The sequence below is a fragment of the Methylobacterium sp. WL6 genome, assembly GCF_008040095.1.
GTDB lineage: Bacteria > Pseudomonadota > Alphaproteobacteria > Rhizobiales > Beijerinckiaceae > Methylobacterium.
Window position 1 is genome coordinate 1 of record NZ_VRVH01000119.1, and the last position, 13,357, is coordinate 13,357.

The 13,357-nt window shown below is 70.8% G+C and carries 10 protein-coding genes; 5 read left to right on the forward strand and 5 right to left on the reverse strand.

Features of this window, described 5'->3' with window-relative positions; translation table 11 throughout:
• A partial coding sequence (locus FV230_RS15955; protein ID WP_147843095.1) for an O-antigen ligase family protein occupies nucleotides 1–1,249 on the reverse strand: 1,249 nt, incomplete at its 3' end.
• A gap of 166 nt (nucleotides 1,250–1,415) precedes the next feature.
• Here FV230_RS15955 and FV230_RS15960 point away from each other — a divergent pair.
• A complete protein-coding gene (locus FV230_RS15960) occupies nucleotides 1,416–1,715 on the forward strand; it encodes a hypothetical protein (protein WP_147726412.1) in 300 nt (99 codons plus the stop codon).
• 35 nt (nucleotides 1,716–1,750) lie between these two features.
• Here FV230_RS15960 and FV230_RS15965 read toward each other — a convergent pair whose 3' ends face one another.
• Nucleotides 1,751–2,752: a GTP-binding protein gene (locus FV230_RS15965; RefSeq protein WP_147843096.1), complete on the reverse strand. Its 1,002-nt coding sequence runs from the start codon at nucleotides 2,750–2,752 to the stop codon at nucleotides 1,751–1,753.
• A gap of 512 nt (nucleotides 2,753–3,264) precedes the next feature.
• On the opposite strand from FV230_RS15965, the gene FV230_RS15970 reads away from it, so the two are divergent.
• The 3 genes from FV230_RS15970 to FV230_RS15985 all read left to right on the forward strand — a co-directional run bounded on the left by FV230_RS15970 (nucleotide 3,265) and on the right by FV230_RS15985 (nucleotide 9,639).
• Nucleotides 3,265–4,602, forward strand: coding sequence for an efflux RND transporter periplasmic adaptor subunit (locus FV230_RS15970; protein WP_147843097.1), 1,338 nt, complete (start codon nucleotides 3,265–3,267; stop codon nucleotides 4,600–4,602).
• A 34-nt stretch (nucleotides 4,603–4,636) separates the two neighbouring features.
• Nucleotides 4,637–7,783 carry a CusA/CzcA family heavy metal efflux RND transporter gene (locus tag FV230_RS15975; protein ID WP_147843098.1) on the forward strand — a complete coding sequence of 1,049 codons (3,147 nt, stop codon included), beginning with the start codon at nucleotides 4,637–4,639 and terminating at the stop codon, nucleotides 7,781–7,783.
• A gap of 320 nt (nucleotides 7,784–8,103) precedes the next feature.
• Nucleotides 8,104–9,639, forward strand: a complete 1,536-nt coding sequence (locus FV230_RS15985; protein ID WP_147726416.1) for an efflux transporter outer membrane subunit — start codon at nucleotides 8,104–8,106, stop codon at nucleotides 9,637–9,639.
• A 207-nt stretch (nucleotides 9,640–9,846) separates the two neighbouring features.
• On the opposite strand, the gene FV230_RS15990 is transcribed toward FV230_RS15985, so the two are convergent.
• From FV230_RS15990 to FV230_RS16000, 3 genes are read right to left on the reverse strand one after another with little or no spacing between them, the layout of a single operon-like run.
• Nucleotides 9,847–10,314 carry a secondary thiamine-phosphate synthase enzyme YjbQ gene (locus tag FV230_RS15990; protein WP_147843099.1) on the reverse strand — a complete coding sequence of 156 codons (468 nt, stop codon included), beginning with the start codon at nucleotides 10,312–10,314 and terminating at the stop codon, nucleotides 9,847–9,849.
• Nucleotides 10,311–12,062, reverse strand: coding sequence for a cisplatin damage response ATP-dependent DNA ligase (locus tag FV230_RS15995; protein ID WP_147843100.1), 1,752 nt, complete (start codon nucleotides 12,060–12,062; stop codon nucleotides 10,311–10,313). The genes FV230_RS15990 and FV230_RS15995 overlap by 4 nt, the downstream gene beginning before the upstream one ends.
• Nucleotides 12,059–13,111 (reverse strand): ligase-associated DNA damage response exonuclease, encoded by a 1,053-nt coding sequence (locus FV230_RS16000; RefSeq protein WP_147726419.1) that lies wholly within the window; start codon nucleotides 13,109–13,111, stop codon nucleotides 12,059–12,061. The genes FV230_RS15995 and FV230_RS16000 overlap by 4 nt, the downstream gene beginning before the upstream one ends.
• A gap of 77 nt (nucleotides 13,112–13,188) precedes the next feature.
• Here FV230_RS16000 and FV230_RS16005 point away from each other — a divergent pair.
• A partial coding sequence (locus FV230_RS16005; protein WP_147843101.1) for a tetratricopeptide repeat protein occupies nucleotides 13,189–13,357 on the forward strand: 169 nt, incomplete at its 3' end.

Consider the following 13,357-nt stretch of genomic DNA (forward strand, 5'->3'; position numbering starts at 1 on the left):
CGCGGCGCCCGTCCCGCGCGGCCCAGCGCCGGCGCGCCGCCTCCAGCGCCCATACCATGCCGAGCATCATGTAGACGTGGCGCCACTTCTCGATATCGATCTGCAGCGCCTGAAGGAAGAACATCAGCAGCGCCGGCCAGACGATCTGCGCGTGCGCGCGGAACGGCGAGGGCCGGGCGAGTAGGCGGAAGCCGACGAACCCCGTCGCCGCGACGAGGGCGAGGAAGACCGCGCCGCCGAGCCAGCCGCCGTTGGCGAAGCTGCCGATGTAGGAATTGTGCGGCTCCAGCCCGAAGGTCAGGCGCCAGTGCATAGGCCCGAGGCCGAGCGGGCGCTCGAGCAGCATCTCCATGCCGCGGAGCTGGTTGCCGAAGCGGCCGGTCTCGCCCTCGTCGTAGTCTTGGCTCACCGCGGCGCGGGTGGCGAACATCTTCTGGACGCTGTCGACCGAGAGCAGGGCCGCCATCGCGACGGCGCCGAGCGCCAGGGTCGCGAGGCTGAGGAGCACGATGCGCCGCCGCAGCCGCGCCGACCCGCAGGAGGCGTAGACCGAGCCGACCATCAGCAGCGTGGCGACGACGGTGCCGCCCCACGAGCCGCGCGAGAACGACAGGAAGATCCCGACCAGGATGATCAGCAGGCCCGCGAGCGCGAGCACCGGGCGGCGGGCGGTCGCCGTGATCAGGCCGTGCATCAGGTAGAGCGCGCCGAGCGTCAGGAACGAGCCGAACACGTTCGGGTCCTGGAAGGTGCCCGAGGCGCGGTCGTACTTGTAGAACAGGTCCTCGATCCCGAGCCATTGCAGGTAGCCGACGATGCCGAGCGTGGCCGAGAACACGCAGCTCGCCGTGTAGGCCTTCAGCGCCAGCTCCATGCGGGCCTGGGTGTCGTCGGAGAAGAACATCACGAAGAAGACGCCCGTCACCGAGAGGTAGATCAGCTGGATCGTCCAGGTGACCGGTAAGTCCTCGTCGAGAAACGGGATCAGGCCGACGACGATCGCACCGAGATAGAGCAGCAGCAGCACCACCAGCGGCACCGCCCCACGGTGCAGCCGGATGCCGAGGCAGGCCCAGAGCAGGATCGTCGGGATCGCGATCACGTCGTAGGGCGAGGTCTCGGAGAAGGCGAAGCAGGCGAAGAACACGAACGCCGCGAGGAGCGCGCCGGCGAAGCCGTGGACGACCCGGATCAGCGGGACCCGGCCGACCTGCGGCAGGACGAAGCCCGGAACGGCGGTGCTGGCCATGGCTTACGCGGGCTCCGCGAGCCTGGAACGCGGGCCCGCACGACGACGGGTCCTTCATGGGACGGAAAGGTTGATATTCGGCTGACGGGCGCCTGCGGCGCGCTCGACCGGTCGGGAGCGAACGCCTATCGTGCCTCAATCATCGCGACGTCGAGGACCAAGCCCGATGGCCGACACCGCAACACCGCTTCCCCCGGATCTGGAAGAACTGATCGGCCGTATCCGTCGGCAACGCGAGGAAAGCGAGAAGTTCGTGGCCGAGCAGAAGAAGCTCATGGCCGAATCGATGAAGCTCGAGCTCGAAGCGAAGAAGTTCGAGCACGAAGCCAGGAAGCTCGAGCACGAGGCGCGGAAACTCGAGCGCGACAGGATGCTCGCACCCTGGCAGATCGCGCTCTCCGGCATGGCGGCCGGCGCGGCCTTCTTCGGCGCCGGTGCCGCCTTCGTCAAGCTGATCGGATCATGACGCCCGCGTCGACCATGATCCGCTTCGCATAAGCCTCAGGCCGCGCAGTCCAGGAACCCGCCCTTGATCGCCTCGGCGTCGAGCTTGCGGCCGATGAACACGACGCGCGACGAGCGGTCCTCGCCGGCCTTCCATTCGGCCTGCAGGTCGCCGTCGAGGATCATGTGCACGCCCTGGAAGACGAAGCGGCGCGGCTCGTCGGGGAACGCGACGATGCCCTTGCAGCGCAGGATGTCCGGGCCCTGGATCGTGGTGAGGTTCGAGATCCACGGCATGAACTTCTCCGGGTCGACCGGGCCGTCGATGCGGGCCGAGAACGACTGCATGTCGCCGTCGTGGTGATGGTGGTGCCCCTCCTCGAGAAAGTCGGGCTCGAGGTCGAGGATGCGGCCGAGGTCGAAGGCGTTGCGGCCGAGCACCGCGTCGATCGGCACGTCGCAGTTCGTGGTGCGGTGGAGCTTGGCGTAGGGGTTGATCGCGCGGATCTCGCCCTCGACGCGGGCGAGGTCGGCCTCCGAGACCAGGTCGGCCTTGTTGAGCAGGATCACGTCGGCGAAGGCGACCTGGTTGCGGGCCTCGGGCGCGTCCTTCAGGCGCTCGGACAGCCACTTGGCGTCGGCGACCGTCACCACCGCGTCGAGGCGGGCGGCGTCGCCGACGTCCTGGTCGACGAAGAAGGTCTGGGCGACGGGGGCCGGGTCGGCGAGCCCGGTGGTCTCGACGATGATCGCGTCGAACTTGCCCCGGCGCTTCACCAGCCCGTCCATGATGCGGATCAGGTCGCCGCGCACGGTGCAGCAGACGCAGCCGTTGTTCATCTCGAACACCTCCTCGTCGGCGCCGACGACGAGGTCGTTGTCGATGCCGATCTCGCCGAACTCGTTGACGATCACGGCGTAGCGCTTGCCGTGGTTCTCGGTGAGGATGCGGTTGAGCAGCGTGGTCTTGCCGGCGCCGAGGTAGCCGGTCAGCACGGTGACCGGGATCTTCTCGGAGGTGACCGACTCGGCGTTGGCGGGGCTCTGCGATCCGGACATGGGCGACTCTTCCGACGGGTGATGCGGTGGGCGCCCGCGCTCGCGCCGGGCCGCCGATGACATGTCATATCGTATCATCGGACCGCGGATGGAAGCACCCGAGCGGACGCCGCCCCGCCTCCCGCGGCCGGCATGCGGCTCCGTCGCGAGACCGTCGTGAAGACCTGCCACGACCCATGGCCATGACCAAGCGGTGCCGTTTCCGGTCGCGGCCTCGCCGCGGACCGCTTGGGCGACCGCACGCACGAGCCCGATATCCCGCGAGCCCGATATCCCGAACGTGATCGCCTCGACCCGCCTCGATCGCCTCCCGGCCGCGCTTCCGCACCGCCGGGCCATTGTGCCGCCCGGATGCGCGGGATATCGGCGCCTCGGGGAGCCGCCCGTCCCGGGCCTGCCTTAGAAAAGCACCATCGATCGGTTCGATGCATCGGGACGGGTTCCCGCGTTCGACCGCTCCGCACCGGCCCACAGCCATCAAGCACCTCCCTCGACCCGAAGACGACAGCGCGATGGACGCCCGCACGCCACTCGATCCCGACACCGACGCGCCGGCGGCCCGGGCGCACGGCCCGCGCCGCCAGGGGCTGCTGCCGATCGCGGTCGTGCTGTCGCTGGTGGTCGCCGCCGTCGCCGTGGTCGCGGTGTTCCCGCAGCCGGTGCGCGGGTTCCTCGAGACGGTGACGACCTACGCGCGCGGGATGCTCGGCGGCACGAAGGGCGAGGAGACCGGCGAGGCCGACGCCCCGCCCTCGTCGGCCGAGCGGATCTTCCGGCCGACGCCGGAGCAGCGCACCACCTTCGAGATCCATCCGGTGGCGACGATGACCTTCCGCCCGGAAGGCTCGGCCGAAGGGCGCATCGCGCTGAACGACGACGACAACGTGCCGGTGGCCTCGCCCTATTCCGGCCGCGTCACGAAGGTGCTCAAGCGCGCGGGCGACGACGTGAAGGCCGGCGACGTGCTCCTCGTCATCGAGGCCACGGACATGGTCCAGGCCCAGAACGACTACCAGAGCGCGCTCAACACCATCCAGAAGCAGCAGGCGCTGCTCAAGCTCGACCAGACCATCGCCGCCCGCCAGCAGGAGCTGTTCGCGGCCAAGGCGGTGGCGCTCAAGGACTACCAGTCGGCCCAGAACGACGTGATCGCCGCCCAGAGCGACCTGAAGACCGCGCAGGCCTCCCTCGACGCGGTGCGCAACCGCCTCAAGCTCCTCGGCAAGACCGACGCGGAGATCGCCGCCTACGAGAAGAACGGCACGATGAGCGCCGAGACGCAGATCCAGGCGCCGATCGCCGGCACCATCGTGCAGCGCAAGGTCGGCATCGGCCAGTACCTCACCACCTCGAGCGACCCGGCCTTCGTGATCGGCGACCTGTCCACGGTATGGCTGATCGCCAACGTGCGCGAGAGCGAGATCCCGAAGATCCGCATCGGCCAGGAGGTCGAGGCGCGGGTCGCGGGCTTCGGCACGCGGGTGTTCAAGGCGCGGGTGAACTACATGTCGTCGAGCCTCGATCCGGCGACGCGACGCCTCGCCGTGCGCAGCGAGGTCGACAACCCGGACCGGTCGCTGCGCCCGGAGATGTTCGCCACCTTCACCATCATCACGGGCAAGCCCCAGCCCTCGCCGGCCGTGCCGCTCGCCGCGGTCGTCTACGAGGGCGCGAGCGCCCACGTCTGGGTCGCCCGGCCCGACGGCGCGATCGCGGCGCGCGGCGTCAGCCTCGGCCTGGTCAACGGCGACAACGTCCAGGTCGTCGAGGGGCTCGCCGCCGGCGAGGAGGTCGTCACCCGCGGCGCGCTGTTCATCGACCGCGCCGCGTCGGGCGACAAGGCGTCCTGACCGGACCGGAACCGCCGGAAGGGCACCCGACGCGATGAACAGCCTGATCGTCTTCTCGCTGCGCCAGCGCGTGCTGGTCTGCCTCGGCTTCCTGGTGATGCTGGCGCTCGGCTACGCCAGCTACACCCAGCTCAACATCGAGGCCTATCCCGACCCGGTCCCGCCGCTCGTCGACGTGATCACCCAGAATCCCGGCCAGTCGGCCGACGAGATCGAGCGCTACATCACCATTCCGCTGGAGGTGGCGCTCGCCGGCATCCCCAACGCGCAGGTGGTGCGCACGATCTCGCTGTTCGGCCTGTCCGACGTGAAGGTGCAGTTCAACTACGAGTTCACCTACGAGGAGGCGCTGCAGCGGGTGCTCAACCGCCTGTCGCAGGCCCCGCCCCTGCCGAACGGCGCCACGCCGCAGATCTCGCCGACGAGCCCGGTGGGCGAGATCATGCGGTACAAGCTCGTCGGGCCGAAGGGCTTCTCCTCCGCGGAGATGAAGACCCTGCAGGACTGGGTGCTGCAGCGCCGCTTCAAGGCGATCCCCGGCGTCGTCGATGTGACCGCCTTCGGCGGCAAGGCCAAGGAGTACGAGATCGCGGTCGACCTCAACCGCCTCCAGGCGCAGGGCATGACCCTGGTGCAGCTCGTCTCGGCCCTGAACAACTCCTCGATCAACGTCGGCGGCCAGACGCTGAACGTCGGCGAGCAGTCGGCCGTGGTCCGCGGCGTCGGCCTGATCCGCGACATGGACGACATCCGCGACACGATGCTGACCCAGGTCAACGGCACGCCCGTGCTGGTGCGGGACGTCGCCGATGTGCGCGTCTCCAACGCGCCGCGGCTCGGCATCGTCGGGCACGACGGCTCGAGCGACATCGTCGAGGGCATCGTCCTGATGAGCCGCGGCGGCCAGAGCCTGCCGACGCTCCGGCGGGTCGAGGCCGAGATCGAGAAGATCAACGCCTCGACGATCCTGCCGCCGGACGTGAAGATCGAGCGGATCTACGACCGCTCCGGGTTGATCCACACCACCACGCACACGGTGATGCACAACCTCGTCTTCGGCGTGGTGCTGGTCTTCGTGGTGCAGTGGCTCTTTCTCGGGTCGCTGCGCAGCGCGATCATCGTGGCGGCGACGATCCCCTTCGCCCTCGGCTTCGCGATCCTGATCCTGGTGGTGCGCGGCGATTCGGCGAACCTCCTCTCGCTCGGCGCGATCGATTTCGGGCTGATCGTCGACGCCACCGTGATCATGGTCGAGAACGTGTTCCGGCACCTGGCCGAGCCGCACCACACGGAAGGGCAGCCCGCGCCGGGGGGCCTCACCGGCCGGCTCGGCACCATCGCCATCGCCGGCTCGGAGGTGAACCGGGCGATCTTCTTCTCGGCGACGATCATCATCGTCGGCTTCCTGCCGCTGTTCACGATGTCGGGCGTCGAGGGCCACATCTTCGGGCCGATGGCCAAGACCTACGCCTACGCGCTGGTCGGCGGCCTGCTCGCGACCTTCACGGTCTCGCCCGCGCTCTCGGCCGTCATCCTGCCGAAGCACGTGGAGGAGCGCGACACCCTGATCGTGAAGGTGCTGCGCTTCGGCCACGAGATCATCCTCGGCTTCGGCCTGCGCAACCGCATCCTGTCGATCGCCGTGACGGTGGCGATCCTGCTGGTCTCGGGGCTGGCCGCGCGGAACCTCGGCCTCGAGTTCCTGCCCAAGCTCGAGGAGGGCAACCTCTACGTGCGCGGCACGATGCCGGCCTCGATCTCGTTGGAGGCCGGCAACGCCTACGTCGAGCGGCTGCGCAAGATCTTCACCGAGGTGCCGGAGGTCGTCACCGTGATCTCGCACCAGGGACGGCCGAGCGACGGCACCGACGCCACCGGCTTCTTCAACGTCGAGATCCTGGCCCCGCTCAAGCCCATCGACGAATGGCGCAAGGGGCTCGACAAGGAGCAGCTCATCGCCGGCCTGTCGAAGCGCCTCGACGCCGAGTTCCCCGGCATCGAGTTCAACTTCTCCCAGTACATCGAGGACAACGTCCAGGAGGCGGCCTCGGGCGTGAAGGGCGAGAACTCGGTCAAGGTCTACGGCACCGACCTCGCCGCGATCACCAAGGCGGCCAACGACGTGAAGGCGGTGCTCGCCACCGTTCCCGGCGTCACCGACCTCTCGGTCTTCGCCTCGCTCGGCCAGCCGACGGTGCGCATCGACGTCGACCGCCACAAGGCCGCCCGCTACGGCCTCTCGATCGGCGACGTGAACACCACGATCGCCGCCGCGATCGGCGGCCAGACCGCGGGCGACCTCTACGAGTACGGCTCCGACCGGCATTTTCCGATGCGGGTGCGGCTCGCCCGCGAGTACCGCTCCTCGCTGGCCACCATCCGCAACATCACCATCGGCGCCGCCAACCCGAACGGCGGCGTGGTGCAGGTGCCGCTCTCCGAGATCGCCGACGTCGACCTCGTCTCGGGCGCCTCGTTCATCTACCGCGAGGACCAGGAGCGCTACATCCCGGTCAAGTTCTCGGTGCGCGGGCGCGACCTCGGCGGCACCGTGCTGGAGGCGCAGCGGCGCGTCGCCGACGAGGTGACGCTGCCGGCCGGCTACCACCTCGAATGGGTCGGCCAGTTCACCAACCTGCAGGACGCGGTCACCCGCCTCAGCCTCGTGGTGCCGATCACCCTGGTGCTGATCGCGCTGCTGCTGTTCATCAACTTCAACTCGGTCGCCGACATGCTGCTCGGCCTGTCGGTGATCCCGATGGCGATGATCGGCGGCATCTTCGCGCTGGCGCTCACCGGCACCCCGTTCTCGATCTCGGCGGCGATCGGCTTCATCGCCCTGTTCGGCATCTCGACGATGGAGGGCGTGATCCTGCTCGCCTACTACAACCAGCTGATGGAGGAGGGCTGGCCGCGCAAGGAGGCCGTCTGGCACGCCTCGATCGTGCGGATGCGGCCGGTGATGATGACCTGCGTCGCCGCCTGCGTCGGCCTGCTGCCCGCGGCGGTCTCCACCGGCATCGGCTCGCAGGTGCAGAAGCCCCTGGCGCTCGTCGTCGTCGGCGGCATCCTGCTCGCGCCGAACCTGATCCTGGTGGTGGTGCCGGTGCTGATCTCGCTGTTCTCGCGCCGCCGGCCGAACCCGCTCGCGACGCCCGCTGTCCATCGGGCGGCGGCGTGATGGTTTTGATCAGGACGTTGCCGCGCCCCTTCCCTCCCCCCTCTGCGGGGGCGGGTGGGCCTCGCGTCAGCGAGGGTCGGGAGAGGGGAGAGCCATGTCCGGAGAGGTCGCTCCCCTCTCCCGACCCGCTTCGCGGGCCACCCTCCCCCGCGGAGGGGGGAGGGCAAAGCGCGCTCGTCCTCGCAGCCGTGGCGCCGGCACCACAACGCTCGGCCTCCCCGCCGGCGACGCCGCCCGCCGCATTGACTTGCGCCGCCCCCGCGGCGCTCTACCGGGCGGAGGATGGCGCCGTCGCGCGCGCGTCCCGCGTCGGAAGCGTCATGATCGAGACGGCCCTCAACCGCCGGTCCGCACGGGCCGTGGCCCTCGCCGCGAGCCTGGCCCTGTCGGGCTGCGCGGTCGGCCCGAACTACGTCGCGCCCGAGGACCCGCCAGTCGCGCGCTACACCCGCGAGCCGCTGGCGAACCCGAGCGCGGCCGACAAGGTCGCCACCCGGCAGGGCGGCTCAGCCGACCAGAGCTTCGTCTCCGGCGCCGACATCCCCGGCCAGTGGTGGACGCTGTTCCGCTCGAAGGCGCTGAACCGCTTGGTCGAGGAGGCGCTGGCCAACAACCCGAACCTGGAGGCGGCGCAGGCCTCCCTGCGCATCGCGCAGCAGAACGTGCTGGCCCAGAAGGGCACGCTCTATCCCTCGCTCTCGGCCAACCCGCAGGCGCTCGGCGCCAAGGCGCCGGGGCTCGACCTGCAATCGCCGCTGCAGAACCAGAACAACTACCTCTACAGCCTCTACACCCCGCAGGTGACGGTGGCCTTCAATCCCGACGTGTTCGGGCTCAACCGCCGCACCATCGAGGGCCTGGAAGCCACCGCCGAGAACCAGCGCTTCCAGCTCGAGGCGGCCTATCTCAGCCTCACCGCCAACGTCGTCGCCGCCGCAATCCAAGAGGCGGCACTGCGGGCCCAGATCGACGCGACCAAGCGCGTGATCCAGGCGCAGACCGAGGTGCTGACCCTCTACAACAAGCAGCTCTCGCTGGGGCAGATCGCCGGCGCCGACGTGATCCAGCAGCAGGCGGCCCTGTCGCTGTCGCAGCAGCTGCTGCCGCCGCTGGAGAAGCAGCTGGCGCAGCAGCGCAACCTCCTGACCGCCCTCGCCGGTCGGCTCCCGAGCGAGGAGGTGGCCGAGACCTTCACCCTCGCGGCCCTGCGCCTGCCGACGAAGGTGCCCGTCAGCCTGCCCTCGCGCCTGGTGCAGCAGCGGCCGGACGTGAAGGCCGCCGAGGCCCTGGTGCAGCAGGCCAGCGCCGGCATCGGCGTCGCGGTGGCGAACCGCCTGCCGCAATTCGCGATCACCGGCGCCGGCGGCTCGAGCGCGGTGCGGCTCGCGCAGATCGCCAACCCGGGCGCCGGGTTCTTCACCATCCTCGGCCAGGCCACCGCGCCGATCTTCGACGCCGGCACGCTCTACCGCCGCCAGCGCGCCTCCGAGGAGACGCTGACCCAGGCCCAGGCCCAGTACCGCGCCGTGGTGATCGCCGCGTTCCAGAACGTGGCCGACGCGCTGCGCGCGCTGCAGGCGGACGCCGGCGCGGTCGCCGCCGCCTCGGCCGCCGAGAAGGCCACCGGCCAGAGCCTCGAGCTGATCCGCAAGCAGTTCTCGGCCGGCGCCGTGAACTCGACCCAGGTGCTGATCGCCCAGCAGGGCTACCTCTCGGCGCTCGTCACCTCGGCCGGCGCGCGCGCGACGCAGTACGCCGACACCGCGGCCCTGTTCCAGGCGCTCGGCGGCGGCTGGTGGAACCGCGCCGACGTCGCCCCGCCCCCGCCCGAGACCGACCCGCTGAAGTTTCTCTAGGCGGCCTCGGCGCAGCCGCCGATCCGGAGCTTGGCGGACGCGCGAGGTGGCAGGGGCGATATCGGCATGGTGACGTCATCGCCGGAGCCGCCTGCGATCGACATCACACCCACGCCGTCATTCCGGGACTGCGAAGCAGAGCCCGGAATGACGGAGCGGGCACGGTCATCCCCGCAGGAACAGACGGACGCGCGGGGCGATCCGCCCTCAAGCCCCCGCCACCACCAGGACGATCTCCCGGCGATGCGGCCGGTCGCGGTGCTCGATCAGGTACACGCCCTGCCAGGTGCCGAGGGCGAGGCGGCCGTCCAGAACGGGAATCGTCAGCGCGGAATCGGTGACCATCGTGCGGATGTGGGCGGGCATGTCGTCCGGCCCTTCCGCGCCGTGGACGTAGGCGACGTGGCGCGGGGCGAGACCGTCCAGCGCCGTCATCAGGTCGGCCTGCACGTCGGGGTCGGCGTTCTCCTGGATGGTCAGCGAAGCCGAGGTGTGCCGGCAGAACACCGTGGCGACGCCGTCGCGGACGCCGCTGCCGCGCACGAAGGCGGCGACCGCGTCCGTGAACTCGGTGAAGCCCGGACCCGGCGTCGCGATCGTCAGCCGCGCGCCGGCCTGCCGCCGGATCTCGCCCGAAAACAGGGTCTCGACGGGTCCCACCGTGCCGCGCTTCATTCCGTCGTCTCCAGGGTCGTGCCCGGCATCGTCTCGCGCTCGCCCCGCGCCAGGATGCGTTCCAGAAGGTCGATCCGGTCGGCCTCGGCCGCCGGCTTGTCCCAGCGGATGCGGCTGACGCGGGGGAATCGCATCGCGACGCCCGACTTGTGCCGGGTCGAGCGTTGCACGCCCTCGAAGGCGATCTCCAGCACCAATCCGCCCTCCATCCCGTAGCCGATCTCGCGCACCGGGCCGAAGCGCTTGACCGTGTGGTTGCGGACGTAGCGGTCGAGCTTGGCCAGCTCGGCGTCGGTGAAGCCGTGATACGCCTTGCCCACCGGCACCAGCTCGGGGCCGCCCGCGCCGTCCCGCCACACCCCGAACGTGTAGTCGGAGTAGAACGACGAGCGCTTCCCGTGCCCGCGCTGGGCGTACATCATCACCGCGTCGACCAGATGCGGCTCGCGCTTCCACTTCCACCACGGGCCCTTGGGGCGGCCGGGCAGGTACGGGCTGTCGCGGCGCTTGAGCATCACGCCCTCGATCGCGTCGGCGTCGTCGCCCGCCCCGACCGCGGCCGGGTCGGCCCGCGCCGCCGCGAGATCGTCCCAGGTCGCGAACGGCACCAGCGGCGACACGTCGATCCGGGCGTGGTCGAGCGTCGCCACGAACGCCTCCAGCCGGGCGCGCCTCTCCAGGAAGCCGAGGGCCCGCAGGTCCTCGCCGTCGGCGGTCAGCAGGTCGTAGGCACGCACATGGGCCGGGAACTCCTCCATCAGCTTGCCCGTCACCGCCTTGCGGTTGAGGCGCTGCTGCAGGACGTTGAAGCTCTGCACGCGGCCCTCGCGCAGGATCAGCAGCTCGCCGTCCAGCGTGCCGGTGAAGGTGACGGCCTCGGCGAGGTCGGGAAAGGCGCCGGAGATGTCCTCGCCGGTGCGCGAGTAGATCCGCGCCACCGGCTCGCCCGCCGCGTCGCGCCCGCCGACGAGCTGAACGCGGATGCCGTCCCACTTCCACTCGCCGGAGAAGTCGGCCGGGGCGAGCTTGTCGAAGTCGGTCTCCTCCTCGATCGGGTGCGACAGCATCGGCGGCCGGAACGGGGCCGGGTTCAGAGTCTCGGGCCGCGGGCCGCGCCCCTCCGCCCAGGCGAACAGGGTCTCGAACGGCGCCCTGAGCCCGTGCCAGACCTCCTCGACCGCGTCCGCCTCGTGGCCGCCGAGCGCGCCGACCGCGGTCTTGGCGAGCCGCGCCGAGACGCCGACGCGCAAGTTGCCGGTCACGAGCTTCAGGAGCGCCCACCGCCCGGTCTCGTCCAGCGCGTCGAGCCAGGTCGCCAGGTGGCCGGGCAGGTCGGCCTTGCGGATGGTGGACAGGGTCTCGACCACCTCGGCGAGCGTCGGCACGTGCGGGGGCGGGTTGTTGTGGCCGGGGCCGGGCGCGCCGACCGGCCCCCCCTCCCGCTCGGGAGAGGGGGCCGGCGCTGCGTCCGCGACGGGCCCCGGCCAGATCAGCGCGGTCGTCTCGGCGAGGTCGCCGACGTAGTTGTGCGAGAGCCGGAACAGCACCGGGTCGATCCGGGCCTCGACGAGGCCGCGGATCAGCGCGGGCTTGGCCTCGCGGAAGCTCAGGGTGCCGGTCATCGCCGCGAGCGCGTAGCCGCGCTCCGGGTCGGGCGTGCGGGCGAAGTAATCCTGCAGCAGCCGCAGCTTGGCGTTGCGGCGCGGCTCGTAGGCCAGGCGGTCGAGGAGCTCGGCGAACTCGTTCACGCGGCGGCCTCTTCGGCGGCGTCCCCGGCGGCCGGCTCGGCCTCGCCGTCGTCGCCGTAGCCCAGCATGTGCAGCGGCTTGGCCTTGATCCCTTGGCTTCCGCACCAGTGCACCAGCGCGTCCTCCTGCCCGTGCGTCACCCAGACCTCGCCGGCCCCCGTCTCGCGGATGGTGCGGCAGAGATCCGGCCAGTCGGCGTGGTCGGAGATCACCAGCGGCAGCTCAACGCCCTTCTGGCGGGCGCGGGCCCGCACCCGCATCCAGCCCGAGGCGAAGCTCGTAACGGGATCGGGGAATTTTCGCGACCACACGTCCTGGATCGACGAGGGCGGGCACAGCACGATGGCCCCCTTCAGGCTCGCCCGGTCGGCCGCCGCCACCTTGGGGGTCTCGCCGAGCGCGAAGCCCTCGCGCTTGTACAGCTCGGTCAGCTTCTCCATCGCCCCGTGCAGGTGGATCGGCCGGTCGTAGCCGGCCTCGCGCAGAAGCATCATCACCCGCTGCGCCTTGCCGAGCGCGTAGGCGCCGACGATGTGGGCGCGCTCGGGGAACAGCGCCACGGAATCGAGGAGCTTGCGCACCTCCGCCGCGGTGTCGGGCATGCGGAACACCGGCAGGCCGAAGGTCGCCTCGGTGATGAACACGTCGCACGGCACCACCTCGAACGGCAGGCAGGTCGGGTCGCGCGCGCGCTTGTAGTCGCCCGACACCACGACGCGCACGCCCCCGGCCTCGATCGCGATCTGCGCCGAGCCGAGCACGTGGCCGGCGGGGGCGAACCGCACCGTCACGTCGCCGATGCGGATCGGCGCGCCGAGCGCCGCCTCCTGGCGCGCACGGCAGAAGTCCTCGCCGTAGCGCACCGCCATGATGCGCAGGGTCTCGCCGGTGGCCAGCACGCTGCCGTGGCCGGCCCGGGCGTGGTCGGCATGGCCGTGGCTGATCAGCGCCCGCTCGACCGGCCAGGTCGGGTCGACGTGGAAGCGCCCGAGCGGGCAGTACAGCCCCTCGCGGGTGAGGGTGAGAAGGTCGCCGGCGCGAAGCGTCATCGGTCCCGTGGTGACGGTGGATGGGATCGGGGGTGATATAGGGCGTCGTCCCGACGAGACCCGGATCGATCCCCACCATGTCCCAGACCGGCTCCGGCGACCTGCTGGCCGACCGCCGCTTCGCCTATGCCGAGGCGTGCCTGGCCGAGGGCGATTGCGTCGGCGCCGCCGAGATGGCGGAGCAGGCGCTCGAGCGCGCCCCGCGCTTCGCCGCCGCCTGGGTCCTGCTCGGGCAGGCCCGCGAGG

What these genes read in the sequence shown, in the direction of transcription:
- FV230_RS15970 (WP_147843097.1), top strand. Translation starts at nt 3,265, where the DNA reads ATGGACGCCCGCACGCCACTCGATCCCGACACCGACGCGCCGGCGGCC.
- FV230_RS16000 (WP_147726419.1), bottom strand. Translation starts at nt 13,111, where the DNA reads ATGACGCTTCGCGCCGGCGACCTTCTCACCCTCACCCGCGAGGGGCTG.
- FV230_RS15960 (WP_147726412.1), top strand. Translation starts at nt 1,416, where the DNA reads ATGGCCGACACCGCAACACCGCTTCCCCCGGATCTGGAAGAACTGATC.
- FV230_RS15985 (WP_147726416.1), top strand. Translation starts at nt 8,104, where the DNA reads ATGATCGAGACGGCCCTCAACCGCCGGTCCGCACGGGCCGTGGCCCTC.
- FV230_RS15965 (WP_147843096.1), bottom strand. Translation starts at nt 2,752, where the DNA reads ATGTCCGGATCGCAGAGCCCCGCCAACGCCGAGTCGGTCACCTCCGAG.
- FV230_RS15975 (WP_147843098.1), top strand. Translation starts at nt 4,637, where the DNA reads ATGAACAGCCTGATCGTCTTCTCGCTGCGCCAGCGCGTGCTGGTCTGC.
- FV230_RS15990 (WP_147843099.1), bottom strand. Translation starts at nt 10,314, where the DNA reads ATGAAGCGCGGCACGGTGGGACCCGTCGAGACCCTGTTTTCGGGCGAG.